Genomic DNA, 16,961 nt, shown 5'->3' on the forward strand with positions numbered 1-16,961 from the left:
TAGGAAGTGAGGATTCGATGGCTAAAGTCAATCAAGATATCATTAAAAAAATTGAGCAAGCACAGCTCAAGACTGATTTACCGGCGTTCGGCCCTGGTGATACAGTTATAGTAAAAGTAAAAGTGAAGGAAGGCGATAAAGAGCGTCTTCAGGCATATGAAGGTGTGGTTATTGCTAAGCGTAACCGTGGTTTACATTCTGCTTTTACAGTGCGCAAGATTTCAAGCGGTGAAGGTGTAGAGCGTGTGTTCCAAACTCATAGCCCTGCGATTGATTCCATTGAAGTGAAACGTCGCGGTGCAGTTCGCAGAGCTAAATTGTACTATCTTCGTGAGCGTTCAGGTAAATCTGCACGTATCAGAGAAAAACTTAACTAAATTTAATTTGCTGTTACCGTTAACAAATAAAAACCCGCTTAATCGCGGGTTTTTTCTTGGCTAATTCTTGAGTCTACACACTATTTTAATTTGACACTGATACTACCGCTTGTCCACGACGCTTGCTTTCATTCACAAAGCGAGGAAGAGGTTTACCATTGCAGCGAATGTAATCTTTATTGATTTTATACTTGGCCACGGTTTTATCCATGCCGCGAGTAAGTGCTTCGATACATATCTTGGACTCAACGTCGTTATTCGTCGCAACCAGTTCAAGCTTTACCTTATCTTTGTCATTTGCGTTGCGCTTAGCGTATTGTTTTGCAAACGCGGCTAAAGACAGACCGTTGCAGTTCACGCTCTTTTTGAAGGTTCTGAATGACAACCCCTTACTCTGTACAAGTGCTTCAGCACCGCTGAGGCCTTCAGTTGCCGCTGCGTAACAAATTTGAGTTTCAAAGTTATCATTGGTTTTTGCAAAGTCAGATGCATTGGACACGCCTGCAGCAGCGCTTAAACCAAGGGTAAGTGTTGTTAAAACAAGAAGTTTTTTCATGGTAGTTTCCGCGTAAGTAATCGTTATTAGGATGTTCAACTTCGCGAAGTCTACTCCTAAGTGGGACAGCTTTGGGATAGTATTACATACCTGAGTATTTTTTAAGCATATTTTGTTGAATGCTGTTTTGACCGTGGTTTTTAGCTTATTTCCAAAAAGCGCTAATTTATTACTATAAAAAGACGATATTGTAGTAAGTGAGTAAATTAGAGTAAGCATCTTATTCGCATACTGCACATTTTCTGGCTTTACGTGCTTAATATTTGAAAATTACCTAAGGAATGCCCGTTTTAATGAAATCCTTGAGCAAGCTGATTTTTACCGCACTATTAACAGGATTATTGACGCTGTCGATGCGCGTTGAGGGAGCAAACAGCGACAAAACTGTTGAGTTTTCAGGTTTTGCGCGATTGGTGGGTGGTTATCTAAACGCAGATGAAGGTGCGTTTAACAGCTATACCGACAGCTTTACCCTAAAGGAGGAAAGTTTACTCGGTTTAAGAGCAGACTGGACAGTGTCTGATGCTTTTCACATCGTAGGCCAAGCCGTAGTGCGTGCAAATGATGAAAAAGGCAGCGACATACAGTGGCTTTATGCTGATTATCGACCCAGCAATAACTTGAGTTTTAAATTGGGCAGGCAGCGCATTCCTATCTTTCAATTTAGTGAAGTCATTGATGTTGGCTTTGCTTATCCTTGGATTACCTTACCGTTAGAAATCTACAATCCGTTTATATTTAGCGAATACGACGGTTTGCTAGCGAGTTACGAGTTTTCACAACGCAAATTTTCAGGCAGCTTTGACGCTTATTACGGTGTATACGACGATGAAATCGTCTTTGGCAGGCGTAAAGTAGATGCCAAAGTAGACGATTTGATGGGGGTCGTTGGACAGGTTTATTACAAGCAGTTTAATTTTCGAGCGTCACACCACCGCGGACGAACTAAGGTCTTTATTGACGAATTAGCTCAATTCCAAAATGTGTTGAGAGCACTAGGGTTCGAAGACTCAGCCGCTACCTTAGATGTGAACAATGAGGTCCGCTATTTTCAATTTAGCGCGGGTTGGGAAAATTTAGACTACTTTGTCAAAGTAGAGCTTTCGCGCTTTGACTCTGCCGCTTACTTTGCACCTACAACCAACAGTTTTTACGTGACGGCCGGTTATAATTTTTATCCGTTTACGGTGCATGCCACCATTGCTCAAAGTGACACTGATTACGGGGATGCGCCAAATGAAATACCCGTGGGCTTCGATCCTCAGCTTGATTTTCTGGCCCAGCAATATGCTCTTGCACTCCAGTCAAATCCTCTAAGTGATATGCAAACGTTTACGCTAGGCCTTCGATATGATATTCGCAGCAACTTGGCTCTCAAAGCTGATATTACTCTTATCCAGGGGCAAGAGCAGCCTGATGACGATAGCATTAACACTCGGCCTTTTACCCTTGAGGAAAACGCTGAACTCTTGCAACTAGCTGTGGAGTGGGTGTTTTAATGAAAACTATCTTTTTGATACCCATCGTACTTTTAATTAGCTTTGCTAGCGATGCGTTGGCACGTGAGTCGGTGCTTGTGGTTGCCAATGTTGACGATGAACTATCGCTTTCCAAGCAAGAGGTTCGCAACTTGTTTATGGGAGGAACGGTGGACTATGACTTAACTGCCATCGAACTGCCCCCCGAGAACGAAGTGCGCATTTTGTTCAATACCAAAGTGGTGGGCTTAACAGAAGCACGTATTCAGTCTTATTGGGCGCAGATGCGTTTTGCCGGCAGAAAGAAACCACCGCAGCAATTAGACAGTGTTGAGTCTGTCGTTAGCTTTCTAAGGGATAACAAGGGCGCGATTGCGTATGTACCCGCCGGCACCGATGTACCACCCGACCTAAAAGTAGTTTATCAGGTTGAGTAGTCTAAATAGCAAGAACGACAAGAACGGACATGAACGACTTCTGTGTTTACATGGTTAGAGCATGCATAAAGCAGTGATGCTTACGCTGCGTGCTTTGGCAAAAGTTCGCTTAGTGGTTTGGGTTTAGCGAACAAATAGCCTTGCATTTGTTCGCATTGAATATCCACCAAAAAGTCTTTTTGTGCTTCAGTTTCAACGCCTTCAGCGCATACTTTTAAATTCAGGTTTTTCGCCATTTCAACAATCGTCTTGGTAATCAGGGTGGTCCGCTCAGACACGCCAATGCCATCTATAAACTGTTTGTCTATTTTAAGGGTGTTGAGCCTGATTTTTGTTAAATAACTTAGTGACGAATAGCCTGTGCCGAAGTCATCAAGGGCAATTGAACATCCCAAGTGCGTAAGTTGGTCAAAAAACTGATTGGCATAATCAAAGTTTTCTAAAAATGCAGATTCAGTGACCTCAAACTCAACGGCTTCAGGAGTCACACCGTGGCGCGTAAATGCATCATGAATAATTGCAAATAAGCCGGGTTCCTTTAAATCATTTGCCGAGAGGTTAAGTGCCACAACAATATCGCTGCCGTATGCCTCTTGTAACGATGCCAAATCTTCGCTTACCTTATTGATGACCCAGTGGGTAATCAAGCCGATACGCCCCGACTGCTCAGCGATGGAAATGAACTCTAGCGGCGATATAAAACCTAACTCTTGGCTGTGCCAGCGGATTAAGGCTTCAAAGCCTATCACTTCTTCATTCGTATTTACCTTTGCCTGATAATGTAGCGAAAATTCATCAAGCTTCAATGCAGATACTATAGCATTCGCAATATCGAGGCGGCGTTTATTGGCGCTCATCATGCCCTGTTCAAACACAGCAAAGGTATTTTTACCGTTTAATTTACTGCGATACATGGCTATGTCTGCATTGGCAATAAGGCGGTCAACATCAAAGTCAGATTGCTCTGCGCATGAAATGCCGATACTAATGCTTATTTGCACTTCCCAGCCATTAATGTTGAACGGCTCGCTGATGGCATCAACCACGTCTTTAGCAAATTCGTTCAGTGTTGTTTTTTCTAGGGGGTTAACCAATAAAATAAGGAATTCATCGCCGCCAAGACGCGAAACATAGTCATTGGCTCTGACTTTTTGTTTGAGTCGTTGGCTAACTTCAATAAGAAGTTTGTCTCCAACTTCATGACCGTGTATGTCGTTGACGCCTTTAAAACCGTCCAAATCGCAATATAGTAGTAAGGAATTGCTTTTAGTTAGCTTGGCATTTTGTAATGTAGCGCGGGCGATACTCAAAAAATTAGGCCGGTTCGGCAGACCTGTCAATGAGTCATAGTTCGCCATGTGCTCCATCAGTTGACGCTGCTCTGTGAGCTGCTCGGTATAAGCTTTATTGCGGTTCGCTTCGCTGTCGATAGTGCTCATCATGCTGCTGATTTCGTCCGAAAGGTCTTTGACCTCACGTTTTCCATCAATCTCAAGTTTGATGGAGTAGTCATTTGTTTGTTTAATTCTACGAGCTAACTCGGCCAGCTTTTTAAGGGGGGAAAGCATTTTGTAGTTTTGCCAAGCCGACACAAAGATGCCAATTGCTATAATAAGCACCGCAAGCGGAAGCACACGTTGTAGCAAAGTAAGTTTGCTTTGCATAAGCGGCGTGCCAGCGTCATTAACCACCAGCAGATAACCTTGAGGGAGTGATGCTTCGCCAATATGCTTAAACGCGATAAGTTCGGCATTTTTTACCTGCACGCCCGGCGTGAGTTGCGTGACGTTTGAAGCAAGTAACTTGTTGTCCATCTCTTCACGAGAAGTAAGGGCTTTTCCGCCGTAAAGCTGCAAAGCTTGCAATTTGTCATCTAAGATTGCGGCAAATTTTACATTGTCGTACCGGTCTAGGCGAAGAAGGGCAGTTGTCATGCTAATGCTGTCTGGCTCGTCAATCGATATGATTGGCAACAAATCATTAGCGAGATTTGAGCTTAGTCCGTCTAGGTCCCGTTTTACCGAGTCTAGATAAAGCTCCTCATACACCGATACCGAAACCGCAATGACTGCAGCGCAAGCTAATGTAATAGCGATGCTTGTTAGGGCTGCAATTGAGGAACGTATCGATTTAAAAATCATTTAATAACATGACCTGATTGGTTAGCGCTATAGCTTACTTGAAAGCAAATGCAATCACTTATCTGATGTTAAAACTCGGTATCGCATGACATACCGTTCATATCGAACGCGAAAGCGAAAACATCACGAGTCAGCGCAGCCGTTAGTATGTTTCGCAAAATTCTATAGGCATACGGCCTGTGACCATCGCTTACTGGTTTTGTTTCAGCAAGTCATCAGCCTCTTGTGCTGAAACAGGCTTTCCAAGCAAGTATCCTTGTGCCTTATCGATGTGGTGTTTTCGGCACAGCAACAGTTGCTTCTCGGTTTCTACCCCTTCTGCAACAATCCTAAATTCGAGCTTTTTGAGCATAAGCGCCAAGGCTTCAAACATTGCGTCGTTGGAATGATGATCACCTTCATTTGCTTGCAAGCTTTTGTCAATTTTTACCACGTCAATAGGGTACGACATAAGGTGTGATATTGAAGAGTAACCCATGCCAAAATCATCTAATGCAATATTGAGCCCGAGAGCTGATAGCGCATTAAGACTGGCCGCTATTTTGTCTTTTTCTTTAAAAAATGCCGTCTCTGTAATTTCTAAAGTCACGGTTCTAGCGTCAATCTTTTGTTCTGCTAATTGATGCTTTACATATTCTATAAAGCCATCATCACGCAACTGCACCGGAGATACATTTATTGAGATCCCCAAATCATGTCCATAAGATGACTGCCAAACATGCAGTTGTTGCAGCGCTTCTTTTAACACACGCTGTCCTATTTCTACGATTTGATGTGTCTCTTCTGAAATCGGAATAAACTCGTCTGGGTTATAAAAGCTTGGGCCCGACAGCGGCCATCTGATAAGCGCTTCGAAGCTCTTTATCTTGTTAGACTGCAGGTCAAAAAGAGGCTGGTAATGTAAGCTAAACGTTTTCTTTCTTAGCACACTGTTTATATCTACCTGTATCGCATAGCGCCGGTTAAAGTCCTCTTGATATTGACTTTCGTAAAAACAAACGCGATTTTTTCCGCTTTGTTTGGCGCGATACATCGCAATATCGGCAGATTTAACGAGATCAGCAGCCTTGACCGCGTCGGCTGGAAATATCGCAACGCCGATGCTCATGCCACATGTAATCTCTTTGCCGTTTATCGTAAAAGGTGTTTTGAAGGTATCGAGTATTCTGTCTGCAATAGTACTAACGTCACCTATTTGTGAAATACCGCCGAGGATAATGGCAAATTCATCGCCACCTAAACGCGCAAAGCCCTCATTTTGTCGCAGACAATCGTTTATTCTATTTACCATCTGCACTAGCAGGCTATCACCAGCGTCGTGGCCTAGGGTATCGTTGACGTGTTTAAAGTTATCAAGGTCCAATGCGAGTAGGGCGATACTGTGTTCAGTGCGTTTGTTGTTCGCAATCATCACCTTTAAGGTTTCTTCAAAATGATAGCGATTAGACAAACCGGTTAGCGGGTCGCGCTCGGCCATGTGTTTCACGTTTACATAGCTATCGTGCATTTTTTTCTCAAGCTCAAAGCGCTTTTTGGCATGCAAAATAGCTTTGCTGAGTTTCCCTTGAGATATTTCATTTTTTACCACAAAGTCTTGTGCACCCGCTTCGATGCAGCTTAGCGCTAGCTCGGTGTCTTCCGAGGCGCTTACCATAACCACAGCAGTTTTGCCCAAATCGGGTTGCGAGCGAAGATGGTAGAGCATTTCGATGCCGTCGGCTTCAGGCATCTTGTAGTCTAATAAAATAACGTCAAAATGCTCTTTATCCATAGCCGCCAAACCTTCAGAAACCGATGAGGTTTGCGTAATATCGCGGTGAATATCGATGCCGCCGAGCGCTTTCATAATTATTTTGCGGTCTACTACATCGTCATCAACAATCAAGATTTTCATGCTGTATCCTTTACTTATTCCGGTAGCATTACGATTTGAAAATAACCACCGAGTACATCTACTACGCGTTCTATGCTCTCATTTGCATCGTCTTTCAGAAAATATCCGGCTGCATGTTTTTCATAGCTTTCTCGAATATCGTTAAGGTCTGATGAGGTAGAGAGAATAAATACGACAGTTTCTTCATAGTCTTTATTTTTGCGCAACTCGCTTAGAAATTCCATACCGCCCATGCGCGGCATATTAAGGTCAAGTAGCACAATAAACGGCTTTTGGATTTCGCCAGAAGCTAGTTTTTCGAGTGCGTCAACACCGTCGACGGCTCGAACTAGGGGATTTATTATTTTGCGTTTTGAAAACTCATATTTGAGCAATTTAAAGTCGACGTCGTCGTCATCAATCACAAATAGAGTAGGGGGTGTAGCTTTTATCATTATAATTTCCCATGTTGTTTGTGCTCATTCCCGTGAGTAGTGTCTTTCTTGCAAAGCGCATACCAACACCGGAGCATAAACTTGTCTGTTTTCGCAATGAATCTGTTTGTTTGCACAATGAATCTAACGAGGGGCATACGCCAATTAAAAAGACGCTATTCGCCATCCTGGCCGCTCAGGCGCGCACATCCATGTGCGCGCATGCTTTTTAATTGACGTATGCCCCTCGCTTTGTCGATTCATCGTGCAAACAAACAACTGTGCCTCGTCTCATGCTCAAAGGGTTTGCATTTAGCTGCTCAAAGCGATGAGACTGCATGCGCCCTATGCAATTCAGCGTGAAGACCTCATCATTCAGGTTTGCCAACTGGCCAATAAATGGTGAAAGTAGCGCCGTTTTTACCGTCTGAGCTTAGCGTTATTTTACCCTGATAATAGTCTATATATTTTTTTACTACCGATAAACCCATGCCGCTTCCCTCTACTTCATCTCTTGGTTTAAGAGTTTGAAACAGTTTGAAAATACGCTCATGATATTTTGGCTCAATGCCTGGCCCGTTATCTTTTATGTTAATAATATAATAATGCTTAGATACCGAAGCGCTAATGTGAACGCTGGGCAATTCCTTATCATTGTGTTTAAACGCGTTCGCAATTAGGTTTAACAAAATTGTGTTCAACGGGACCGCAGGCACGGTCATCAATAGCTCATCGGATTCGAGAATATAGTGCTCAGGAATATCGAGAAGCTGGCGCATATCACAAACCGATTTTTGCAAAGATATTTGTGCCACTTTTACTTCGTCTCTGCCAATTTTTGCGAATTTGAGCAAATCGTTGAGTAGGGCGTGCATTCTCTGCGCTCGACTGACCACTAATTGGAGATTTTCTTGCGCGTTTTCAGGCAATATGCCCTTTGTTTCATCTTCTATCCACGCCAGTAAGCGGCGGATTGCGTTTAAGGGCGATTTTAAATCGTGGGAAGCAATGCTGGTAAAATCGTCTAACTCCTGGTTGGCCATTTGTAGGCTGCGGATAAGATTTTCTTTTTCAGTGATATCGCGACAGACGCACAATATGTAAGTATCACCATATTTATCTTCAAAACGTCGTTTTATTGTAGACACAATTACGTGCGACCCATCGGGTAGATGAAGGTCTTCTGTTGTTTCGCTTACACCTTCTTTAAATGCTATTCGGTCGTGCAGTAAAAACTTCTCTGCCTCTTGCTCGTCGTATTCTTCAACCGTTGTGTAGCCAATAATTTTGTCACGCATATGCTCGGGGTAGATATTTAAAAATGCATCGTTGGCATAAACGATTTTGTATTCATCGTTTTTAACAAATATCCAATCTTGATTGTTTTGCAACATCAAACGCTGCAACTCATACGACTGTTCGATTTTTAGCCGCTCGCGTCGCTGAATAAAAAAGTTTTGAATGTCTCTGGCGATGACTTTAAGAATGCGCTGTTCTTGTTGAGATAGCAGCTCTAAATGCTGACCGTTCTGTTCGGTGGCTTCGGCCACTGAGCGAGTGGGGCGCGAAAAAACGAGCGCGCCAAACTTTAAACCCTTCAGCAATACTAGGGGGACTGAAATTATATCAAGGGATGTACAAGAGGACGCGCCCGCTTTGGCACCGGGCTCAGAGTCAACGGTGTAGGCTTGCACGCGCTCAAATTGATGCTTATGGACCAATGAAAATACTTTGTCAAACTGTTGGCTCAAAAGAGCTGAATCCGAAATGGCTTTGTTTCGCATATCAAGGCTGAGCAGCGCAATATTTTCATTTTTATATTGAACAACAACCTCGCACTGATGCGCGTCAAACACTTCCCCAACAAGGTCGCATATGTCTGTTAGGTTTTCTTGCAGATGAGACGAGAGTGTAAAAACAAAAGTATTATCGTGTGCAGTGGGAGAACCTAAGTATTCTTCTTTTTCAGTGTTTGACATTTTCAGTGCTCGACAAATTCAGTGCTACCCGCATTGTATACTTAAAACAAGTAAGCATGCGGTCATTTCTATTTGAACGATTCTTACGGCTGTTTAATTCTATACGGTCTATCACGACTTTTTTACCGTTAGTTTTTCGCAAACAAACACTGCTGTAAACGTAAAAAAGCTCCTTTACGCTTAGTCACTTAGATGTGAGAGCGTCAAGGAGCTTTTTGCAGTTTCCTGTTTGACAATCAATATCCGAAGCTCAGTGGTGCATTTTGCATAAACGCAACACTGAACTTGGCCTTAGAAAACGTAGTTTACGCTTACGTTCAATAAGGTCGTGTCTTCGGCCGGATTGATATCTGCTGGGTTATCGTCACGTTTGTTATCGTAGCGACTAACTTCGCCTTTTATTGCGATGTTGGTGCTCCAGTCATAACGCAGACCTACCGTTAGCATAGAGAAATCTTCCATAAAAAAGCTTTGCAGACCAGCGGTAGCTTGCAGCAATGCAGGCTGAAACTGTTCTGGGAAGGCTGCTACTTGGTCTAAGAACTTAAAGTCATGGTCGCCATCACGTGCTTCATACGTAATATGCGGTGTCCAGCTCCCAATGCGTTTACCAGCGGTCACATACCAAGCAATGTCTTTCGGTGAAAACGAATCTTTCGTTTCAACACTGGTGTATTCTGCCGACACAAACCAGTCGAAGTTGTCAAACTCAAATCCAGCACCTAAAAATAGACCTGAATCGTCTATCATGGCGAGATCATCAGCCAACTCAGGCGCAATCGGACTAAGTTGAGCCAAAGTGCCATCAACCGCGTCAATGCTCAAGGTGTTTGAACCGCGACCCGCAACAAAACGTGCTTTAAATGAGTTGTATGTGAACTCAGTTGTAATGCCGAATACTTTGTCAGCTTCTAAGTCTCCGCCACTCACCTCATTGCTATACTCACCGCCAAATAGCGAAACATTGTACTCGAGGTCGCCTTTGTAGCCATTTAGGTCATAACGCAGCCCGTTGTAGTTATTGAACGGAACGCTATAAACAGAGCGTGGCGCTGTAATCCAGTGGTAAGAGTATCCCACATCTAAAGACGATGAATACCTGAACAATGGCAAACGCAATCGACCGCCGCTTATAGAGCTGCTGTCGTCTATTGCATAGGTTAGATATGCCCATTCAAATTCCGCGTTGTAATCTTCGTTACCGCGTGCCAAAAGCTGCGCTGTTGCGGTCACGTTTTCATTAACACTGCCTGATATTTGAATCGCAAACAAAGAACCATTGCTGAAATCTACTTTATCTTCGTAACCATAAAGCCCTGTGTCTTCAGTGGTATAACCGGCAGTGAAATTTGCAAAACCGTTAATTCGGACGTCAGCGTTTACCGCTGTTGAAACTGATAGCGCCAATAATGAAACTGGCAATAATAAACCTTTTTTCATGATGGGCTTCCTTATAGGTTAATGACTTTAACGGCGTCGGTAACTGACGATGAGTCGATGTATCCGATAACGCTGGGGTTTTTTGAGACTAAGTCGATGACTTCTGCATCAGTCATTACTTCTTTAGGAGGAATGCCCTTGCCGGTAAATACCAGTTTTGACCAGTAAGCCGACACTTGCGACGAACTGCGGCCAAGAATTTCTTGGTCAAAGGTTTGTCTGATAGCGTTGTCTGCGCCCTGATTGACGGGTAAAGACTCGGTGCCGTCTGCGAATTTTTTCTCTTTGCCGAGAAAGATTCTTTGCACAGACTTAGCGTCTAAAGCACTGGTGTTGGCAGGATTGACAACGACAGTGAGCTCAGCGCTAGCGAACGAGGAGAACGCAAGTACTATGCAAGTTGCGATTAATTTTTTCAACATGTGTGGTGTTCCTAGTGATTAAACCGAGGAGAAAGTACCACGACATTTGCGACATAAAGGTATGTGTTTTAATACATAATTATATTAGTTGAACAAACAACCAATCATGCTGGTTTTCATAAGTGTTGTATTTAGATGGAAGTTATAGAAGATGAAAGTAAGAGATGACTAATATAGTCAAATAAAACGTCATAAATGCTGTCATTAAAAACAAAGCTGCGTTAGGCCGTGAGTATCCGATTAGAGGCCTTACCTGCGAAGAAAACGCTTAATCATGACAAATATCCTGCAGCATCTCTTCTATGTCCTCGTAGCGTAGTTGTTTAATATTCAGCACGAATATGATTTGTAAAAGCAAATCAGCGCCCATAATGCCTTTGTTGACTTTGTTCCTAAGATTATCAGCGCTTTGATGAATGCCTATGGCGGCGAGTTTGTCACTGAGGTCTTGGTACTTAACCCCTTTTTTCGACAACTCTGTTTTTAATAAACGCTGTACCAAACTGCGCCAATCACGTGTTTTGGGTTGCATGTATTGCTCCGTTTAAGCTTTGACTGCCTAATATATCATGTTTTATTTGTGACGTATAATTTACATTTAAACATTATTTTAATCAAATGTGATAAAAATATTTGACAATTCTTTTTTAGTACTACTATACTCAACTTCAAATACGTTGACCTGATTTCTTTCGTGCTTGCTTTATCGACTACTACCAAGTTGCTGATAGCACATAGCACTTAGCTCATAACAAATAGCTCGGAGCATATTGACAAAAGAAAGCGCACTACCGAGCAGCCCAAAAAAATCAAGCGGGTGTATGCGGCTATAGCATTATCTTTAATAAGAGCTAATATAGAAAGCGACATGGTTAATACATACTTTTAGGAGAAAAAGAATGACGTGGGAACTATCACAGCTGGCTGAACTTATTTCAGGCGAACAGGGATATGTGGTAACACACGAAGAAGATTGTTTGCTAATAGCAAATGAAGACGGCATTGATGCTTGGCTTGCTATTAGCGGTGAACAAATACTTGTTGAGTCGCTGCTTTTTTCTATAGATGAGGTGGCTGATGCTGCTGCAATGAATAACGAAATTTTGCGCACGCATATGCTGTTTCCGCTTACTACAATTGGGATTTCAAATGTGGCTGGGGGTGAATATTACACGGCATTTGGCTCGTTGAGCGCACAATCGAAAAAAGAAAGCGTATTAATTGAAATTCAAACGCTATTTCAAAATGTAGAAGCCTTCATTGACGCTTATCAGGGTTTCTTAAAAAGTCACTAATTACATTTGCAAACATCGGAGATTGCCATGTCAGTTTGGAGAAAGTTATTTACCGCCGTAAAGGGCACCGCTACTGAAACCGCACAAGCGGTTGTTGATAGCCAAGCGATTAAAATACTAGAGCAAGAGATTAGAGAGGCAAAAGACGAGTTGAGAAAATCTGACCATGCACGCACGCAAATCTTAGCAAAGTGCAAACTTTCTCAGCAAAAGGTCGACGGTTTAAATAAGTCGATTGCGGAATATGAGGAGCATGCGCGCAAAGCCATCGATACAGACCGTCAGTTAGCCCTAGATTGCGCCGCTCGAGTATCAGAGCTGCGAGGGCAATTGGAGACGGAGCAAACTTATTTGGACCAGTTTACTGCGTCTGAAAAGCAACTTGCGAACAATATTGGTCAGGCAAAAAACAACCTGCGCCGTCTTGAGCAACAAGTGGACATGGTAAAGGCCACCGAATCTGTGCAGCGTGCACAGGTATCGGTATCGTCGAGCCATCTTGGCGCGAACAGTAAAATGAAAACGGCCACTGAGTCTCTCTCACGCATTCAAGAAAAACAGCAGTTGCGAAGTGCCGAGCTTGAGGCGGCTGAAGAGTTAGCGCAGAGCGAATCCACAGACGATCTTGAGAAACGTTTGGCGGGTGCAGGGATTAAGGGTGGTCAAGCAAGCGCTGATGACGAGCTTAGCCGCATCCTTGCAGGCAAGTAACTTTAATGAAACATGCAAACAGCCCGCAAATGTCCTTTGCGGGCGTTTTTATTTTTACAGTTATATCAGCACTTGAATTAAAAGCGATGGCTGTAGGAGCGTACAATGTTTAGTAAGCTATTTGGCAAAAAAGACAAGAAAGCCCATGAAAGCAGGCCGTCGTCTCCTGAAATCATGGGATTATATTTGGGCGGTTCATTTGAACTCGACTCGCTTAAACTGCGCCTTATCGAACCAAAGTTAAAAATTTCTGGCGCTGCCAGCAAACATCTCATCCAAGCGGTGGGTAAAATCGCGCTAGATACTGGTGGCAGTATGTTTCGCTTCTATACCGACGACGACGCTTTTTTGCAAGTTGTTACCGATGGCGGTGAAACAGAAAATCATATTACCGACGTTAAACTTTGGTATTTTTATGACACCACCACAGTGGGCACACAAAGCCAATGGAGTGACCTAATTTCACATGGCATCTCCAAGCCTAGGTTTGAACTCGACGGTGATAGCTATGAGCGTGTATGGAATGCAATAGGTGAAGAATCTCCGCCGGTTGCGATGACAGAAACCACATATGAACAAGACGGTGACGTAAGCACTACCGACCAGTTTATAATGCTGTATGAAAAAGCAATCGGTGATGATAGTGTGGAGGCTTTACTGGTTGCCGGTGAAGAAAAGATTGTGGACAATAATCATGATCGTTGCTTAGTCATCAGCACCGGTTTCGATTTATCACCTGCAGATATAACAATTAACGGTTAAGGAAGCGTATGGACGCCATCATTACATCAATCTCAGGCTTGGCTAACTTTGCCTTGTATTTTCTGATTTCAATTGCTTTATTTTTTGTATTTAAGCTTGTTTACTCTTTTGTGACGCCGCACGACGAATGGAAGTTAGTAAAAGAACATAGAAATACGGCGGCAGCCATCGGGTTTGCTGGCGCAATGATTGGATTTAGTATCGCACTTGCGGGAGCCGTGAGTAATTCAGAGTTTTTACTCGATTATTTAATTTGGGGTGTAGTTGCTTTAATCGCCCAACTTTTTGCATTCGCTCTGCTTCGTTTTACCTTCATGCCAAAAATTGCTGAACGCATTACTAACGACGAGGTATCTGCGGGTATCATGCTCGGTGCAATGTCGGTGGCAGTTGGCCTTTTAAACGCGGCATGCATGACCTACTAAGGAGCATATCTAATGAATGAGCTTAAGGTCGTCAACCAAGTGACTAATGCAGATGCCTTCAAAAACGACAGCATGCAGATGGATACTGCTAGTAATAGCCGAAAACGCACGCGCTTTATTGATTTAAGCGCTATGCGAAAATCGTTTTCGCTTAAACCCTTAACCTTAGGTGTGGCCGGAGTGTTACTCAGCGCATGCTCTTCAGATCGTCAAGAAGCGGTGGTTTATACAGATTTAGAAGACTGTACGCGAGCAAATCCTGATGCCGTTTCGCAATGTGAGGTGGCTTATAAAAGTGCTTTGGAAGAAGCAGCGCGCACTGCGCCAAAATATAGAAGTGCTAGCGACTGTGAATATGAATTTGGACCCAATCAGTGTCAGCAGGTAAGCAGCAGCAACGGTTCGTTTTTTATGCCGTTTATGGCCGGCTACATGGTATCAAGTTTGCTGTCACCGCGTCCGTATTATCAGCCAATGTTCACCTCTTATTCGCGCAATTCGTCTTATCGTTACCGCTGGATTGGCGCCGATGGCTTTGACTACGGTGGTTACAATAAAAAACGTTTTAACGTAAGCAAGCGCGCATTTGAGAAAAAGCCAGCCGTTACCCGTACGATTTCCAGAGGGGGCTTTGGCTCCACGGTGCGTGCAAAATCAAGTTGGGGTAGCAAGAGCAGTTCAAAAGGCTGGGGCGGTTAAATGCTTCGAATGGGCATAACGCCCAGAAAAGATTGGAAAAAAATGGCGCATGAGTATGGATTTCATTTTCATACCATGCACGGCCAACCATACTGGGACGAAAGCGCCTACTATCAGTTTACCTTGAAACAAATTGAACAACATTTAGAGTCGCCCACCGAAGAGCTTCATCAAATGTGTCTGCACATTGTCGACAAGGTAAGTAAAGACGATGAACTGCTCACAAAATTTGCCATTCCACAGGCTTTTTGGCAGCCAATTGCTGATTCATGGAATGCCAGAGAGCCATCATTATATTCGCGTCTTGATTTTGTGTATGACGGCACGCGGCCTGCCAAGCTCTTAGAAAATAACGCCGATACACCCACTAGCCTTTACGAGTCGGGTTTTTGGCAATGGCTTTGGTTAGAGAACAATGTTGATGGCGGTAAGCTGTCGGGTGCATGTGACCAATTTAATTCCCTGCAAGAAAAGCTAGTCAATCAATTTAAAGTCATTGCGCATTATTATGAGCTAAGCTATATGCACTTTGCCTGCTGCAAAGACACCGACGAAGACCGCGGCACCGTGCAATATTTGCAAGACTGTGCAAAAGCCGCCGGCATAGACGATTATTTTGTTTATATGGAAGATATTGGTTTAGGTGAAAACGGCGATTTAAGCGACTTGCAAGACCAAATAATTTCACACTGTTTTAAACTGTATCCTTGGGAGTTTATGCAGCGTGAGGAGTTTGGATTGGCCTCAATAGAGGCAGCGACCGCATGGGTCGAGCCGGTTTGGAAAAGCATCTTATCAAACAAGGCTCTACTACCATCTTTGTGGCAAGCATTTAAAGGACACCCTAATTTGTTGCCTGCCTATTTTGAGGCTGATTTTGCTCGTCACAGCGGCTCAGCTCAAGGCGAGCAAAAGTGGGTCAGAAAGCCCTTGTTTTCGCGAGAAGGCGCGAATATCGATATTGTTGAATTTAAAAACGCCGCGTTGCCAAAACAAAACAAAAAAGACAAACAAGCCAAAAATATACTCTCCACAGACGGTCCATATGGTGAAGAGGGCTATATTTATCAAGCCTATTCACCTCTGCCGAAGTTTGGCCAGTCGCATACTTTAATTGGTTCGTGGTTGGTGGGTGATGAAGCAGCGGGCATTTCAATCAGGGAAGACGAATCTATGATCACGCAAGATTTATCTCGCTATTTGCCACACGTCATTTTGTAAATTCAAATGTTCTGGCATTTTACAATTCGCGCACCTAAAGAGCTCTCTGTACCATGACTAAATACACACTTACTAAGCGTCCTAAATGGCATTATCTTGCGGTTGTGCTGGCGCTACTGATCTGCATCGAACTTGTAAATTTTTTCAGCGGTCGTTGGTTAAACCACTTTGCCATTGTACCTCGCCACCTCGATACTCTTGTTTATATCTTCACTGCCCCGTGGCTTCACGGCTCACTAAGTCATTTCTTTTCAAATATTGTCACGCTTGCTGTCTTGTCGTATTTGCTCATGCAGTTTAGTGTAAAGCGATATTTTTTAGTCAGTATCTTGTTAATTGTGATGACCGGTTTACTGGTGTGGTTATTTGGCCGCGAGGCACGTCACTTAGGTGCAAGCGGTGTTATTTACGGCTACTTTGCTTATTTATTACTCGCCGGCTTTTTGAGTCGTCGGTTTTTTCTCGCTATTATCTCAATTGCCGTTTTGTTTTTTTATGGTGGTATGATTTGGGGCGTGCTACCTAGTCAGCCGTTTATATCGTGGGAATCACACTTATTTGGGTTTATCAGTGGCCTCGTATTGGCTTGGGTGCTTCGTCCGACTGCTCATATCCGCAAGTAAAGTATTCCACCTTTTACTCAAAATGAATCTTATTCTAACAACAATAAAAAAGTGAGTTGCCTGTGTTTACATCATCAAAGAAAGTATT

The 16,961-nt window shown here is 43.3% G+C and carries 18 protein-coding genes; 10 read left to right on the forward strand and 8 right to left on the reverse strand.

Annotation, left to right across the window (positions count from 1 at the left end; genetic code table 11):
- Nucleotides 1-17: 17 nt before the first annotated feature.
- Nucleotides 18-377: a 50S ribosomal protein L19 gene (rplS, locus tag ACFO4O_RS01620; protein WP_382405541.1), complete on the forward strand. Its 360-nt coding sequence runs from the start codon at nt 18-20 to the stop codon at nt 375-377.
- A gap of 85 nt (nt 378-462) precedes the next feature.
- On the opposite strand, the gene ACFO4O_RS01625 is transcribed toward rplS, so the two are convergent.
- Complete coding sequence (locus ACFO4O_RS01625) at nt 463-933, reverse strand: DUF3718 domain-containing protein (RefSeq protein WP_382405542.1); 471 nt, start codon at nt 931-933, stop codon at nt 463-465.
- Nucleotides 934-1,226: 293 nt separating this feature from the next.
- Between ACFO4O_RS01625 and ACFO4O_RS01630 the strand changes: the two genes are divergently transcribed.
- Both ACFO4O_RS01630 and ACFO4O_RS01635 read left to right on the forward strand, forming a co-directional pair.
- Nucleotides 1,227-2,432, forward strand: coding sequence for a hypothetical protein (locus ACFO4O_RS01630; RefSeq protein ID WP_382405543.1), 1,206 nt, complete (start codon nt 1,227-1,229; stop codon nt 2,430-2,432).
- The gene (locus ACFO4O_RS01635; protein WP_382405544.1) at nt 2,432-2,848 is read left to right on the forward strand and encodes a hypothetical protein; all 417 of its coding nucleotides are present in this window, start codon (nt 2,432-2,434) and stop codon (nt 2,846-2,848) included. Before ACFO4O_RS01630 ends, ACFO4O_RS01635 begins: the two co-directional genes overlap by 1 nt.
- 80 nt (nt 2,849-2,928) lie before the next feature.
- Here the strand turns inward: ACFO4O_RS01635 and ACFO4O_RS01640 are convergent, their stop codons facing one another.
- The 7 genes from ACFO4O_RS01640 to ACFO4O_RS01670 all read right to left on the reverse strand — a co-directional run bounded on the left by ACFO4O_RS01640 (nt 2,929) and on the right by ACFO4O_RS01670 (nt 11,669).
- The gene (locus ACFO4O_RS01640; RefSeq protein WP_382405545.1) at nt 2,929-4,989 is read right to left on the reverse strand and encodes an EAL domain-containing protein; all 2,061 of its coding nucleotides are present in this window, start codon (nt 4,987-4,989) and stop codon (nt 2,929-2,931) included.
- A gap of 190 nt (nt 4,990-5,179) precedes the next feature.
- Nucleotides 5,180-6,883 (reverse strand): GGDEF/EAL domain-containing response regulator, encoded by a 1,704-nt coding sequence (locus ACFO4O_RS01645; RefSeq protein WP_382405546.1) that lies wholly within the window; start codon nt 6,881-6,883, stop codon nt 5,180-5,182.
- A 14-nt stretch (nt 6,884-6,897) separates the two neighbouring features.
- Nucleotides 6,898-7,317, reverse strand: coding sequence for a response regulator (locus tag ACFO4O_RS01650; RefSeq protein WP_382405548.1), 420 nt, complete (start codon nt 7,315-7,317; stop codon nt 6,898-6,900).
- 350 nt (nt 7,318-7,667) lie between these two features.
- Nucleotides 7,668-9,275, reverse strand: a complete 1,608-nt coding sequence (locus tag ACFO4O_RS01655) for a sensor histidine kinase (RefSeq protein ID WP_382405549.1) — start codon at nt 9,273-9,275, stop codon at nt 7,668-7,670.
- A 291-nt stretch (nt 9,276-9,566) separates the two neighbouring features.
- Nucleotides 9,567-10,715, reverse strand: coding sequence for a porin (locus ACFO4O_RS01660; protein WP_382405550.1), 1,149 nt, complete (start codon nt 10,713-10,715; stop codon nt 9,567-9,569).
- An 11-nt stretch (nt 10,716-10,726) separates the two neighbouring features.
- Nucleotides 10,727-11,137, reverse strand: a complete 411-nt coding sequence (locus tag ACFO4O_RS01665; protein WP_382405551.1) for a phosphate ABC transporter substrate-binding protein — start codon at nt 11,135-11,137, stop codon at nt 10,727-10,729.
- A gap of 268 nt (nt 11,138-11,405) precedes the next feature.
- A complete protein-coding gene (locus tag ACFO4O_RS01670) occupies nt 11,406-11,669 on the reverse strand; it encodes a DUF6471 domain-containing protein (RefSeq protein ID WP_382405552.1) in 264 nt (87 codons plus the stop codon).
- 367 nt (nt 11,670-12,036) lie between these two features.
- On the opposite strand from ACFO4O_RS01670, the gene ACFO4O_RS01675 reads away from it, so the two are divergent.
- The 7 genes from ACFO4O_RS01675 to ACFO4O_RS01705 all read left to right on the forward strand — a co-directional run bounded on the left by ACFO4O_RS01675 (nt 12,037) and on the right by ACFO4O_RS01705 (nt 16,873).
- Nucleotides 12,037-12,432, forward strand: a complete 396-nt coding sequence (locus tag ACFO4O_RS01675) for a DUF2170 family protein (protein ID WP_382405553.1) — start codon at nt 12,037-12,039, stop codon at nt 12,430-12,432.
- A 27-nt stretch (nt 12,433-12,459) separates the two neighbouring features.
- A complete protein-coding gene (locus ACFO4O_RS01680; RefSeq protein WP_382405554.1) occupies nt 12,460-13,143 on the forward strand; it encodes a PspA/IM30 family protein in 684 nt (227 codons plus the stop codon).
- 105 nt (nt 13,144-13,248) lie between these two features.
- A complete protein-coding gene (locus ACFO4O_RS01685) occupies nt 13,249-13,905 on the forward strand; it encodes a YjfK family protein (RefSeq protein ID WP_382405555.1) in 657 nt (218 codons plus the stop codon).
- Between the two features lie 8 nt (nt 13,906-13,913).
- Nucleotides 13,914-14,330 (forward strand): DUF350 domain-containing protein, encoded by a 417-nt coding sequence (locus ACFO4O_RS01690; protein WP_382405556.1) that lies wholly within the window; start codon nt 13,914-13,916, stop codon nt 14,328-14,330.
- Between the two features lie 78 nt (nt 14,331-14,408).
- Nucleotides 14,409-15,029 carry a DUF1190 family protein gene (locus ACFO4O_RS01695; protein WP_382408181.1) on the forward strand — a complete coding sequence of 207 codons (621 nt, stop codon included), beginning with the start codon at nt 14,409-14,411 and terminating at the stop codon, nt 15,027-15,029.
- Nucleotides 15,030-16,250, forward strand: a complete 1,221-nt coding sequence (locus ACFO4O_RS01700; protein WP_382405557.1) for a glutathionylspermidine synthase family protein — start codon at nt 15,030-15,032, stop codon at nt 16,248-16,250.
- Nucleotides 16,251-16,303: 53 nt separating this feature from the next.
- Nucleotides 16,304-16,873 carry a rhomboid family intramembrane serine protease gene (locus tag ACFO4O_RS01705; RefSeq protein WP_382405559.1) on the forward strand — a complete coding sequence of 190 codons (570 nt, stop codon included), beginning with the start codon at nt 16,304-16,306 and terminating at the stop codon, nt 16,871-16,873.
- Nucleotides 16,874-16,961 lie beyond the last annotated feature (88 nt).

Source organism: Glaciecola siphonariae (assembly GCF_042652645.1).
In the GTDB taxonomy this organism is placed as follows: Bacteria; Pseudomonadota; Gammaproteobacteria; order Enterobacterales; family Alteromonadaceae; genus Glaciecola; species Glaciecola siphonariae.

Bases quoted from the DNA above. Each gene is read 5' to 3' on its own strand.
- ACFO4O_RS01665 (WP_382405551.1), bottom strand. From the start codon at position 11,137: ATGTTGAAAAAATTAATCGCAACTTGCATAGTACTTGCGTTCTCCTCG.
- ACFO4O_RS01655 (WP_382405549.1), bottom strand. From the start codon at position 9,275: ATGTCAAACACTGAAAAAGAAGAATACTTAGGTTCTCCCACTGCACAC.
- rplS (WP_382405541.1), top strand. From the start codon at position 18: ATGGCTAAAGTCAATCAAGATATCATTAAAAAAATTGAGCAAGCACAG.
- ACFO4O_RS01630 (WP_382405543.1), top strand. From the start codon at position 1,227: ATGAAATCCTTGAGCAAGCTGATTTTTACCGCACTATTAACAGGATTA.
- ACFO4O_RS01685 (WP_382405555.1), top strand. From the start codon at position 13,249: ATGTTTAGTAAGCTATTTGGCAAAAAAGACAAGAAAGCCCATGAAAGC.
- ACFO4O_RS01680 (WP_382405554.1), top strand. From the start codon at position 12,460: ATGTCAGTTTGGAGAAAGTTATTTACCGCCGTAAAGGGCACCGCTACT.
- ACFO4O_RS01700 (WP_382405557.1), top strand. From the start codon at position 15,030: ATGCTTCGAATGGGCATAACGCCCAGAAAAGATTGGAAAAAAATGGCG.
- ACFO4O_RS01640 (WP_382405545.1), bottom strand. From the start codon at position 4,989: ATGATTTTTAAATCGATACGTTCCTCAATTGCAGCCCTAACAAGCATC.
- ACFO4O_RS01695 (WP_382408181.1), top strand. From the start codon at position 14,409: ATGGATACTGCTAGTAATAGCCGAAAACGCACGCGCTTTATTGATTTA.
- ACFO4O_RS01690 (WP_382405556.1), top strand. From the start codon at position 13,914: ATGGACGCCATCATTACATCAATCTCAGGCTTGGCTAACTTTGCCTTG.
- ACFO4O_RS01650 (WP_382405548.1), bottom strand. From the start codon at position 7,317: ATGATAAAAGCTACACCCCCTACTCTATTTGTGATTGATGACGACGAC.
- ACFO4O_RS01670 (WP_382405552.1), bottom strand. From the start codon at position 11,669: ATGCAACCCAAAACACGTGATTGGCGCAGTTTGGTACAGCGTTTATTA.
- ACFO4O_RS01645 (WP_382405546.1), bottom strand. From the start codon at position 6,883: ATGAAAATCTTGATTGTTGATGACGATGTAGTAGACCGCAAAATAATT.
- ACFO4O_RS01705 (WP_382405559.1), top strand. From the start codon at position 16,304: ATGACTAAATACACACTTACTAAGCGTCCTAAATGGCATTATCTTGCG.
- ACFO4O_RS01675 (WP_382405553.1), top strand. From the start codon at position 12,037: ATGACGTGGGAACTATCACAGCTGGCTGAACTTATTTCAGGCGAACAG.
- ACFO4O_RS01635 (WP_382405544.1), top strand. From the start codon at position 2,432: ATGAAAACTATCTTTTTGATACCCATCGTACTTTTAATTAGCTTTGCT.
- ACFO4O_RS01660 (WP_382405550.1), bottom strand. From the start codon at position 10,715: ATGAAAAAAGGTTTATTATTGCCAGTTTCATTATTGGCGCTATCAGTT.
- ACFO4O_RS01625 (WP_382405542.1), bottom strand. From the start codon at position 933: ATGAAAAAACTTCTTGTTTTAACAACACTTACCCTTGGTTTAAGCGCT.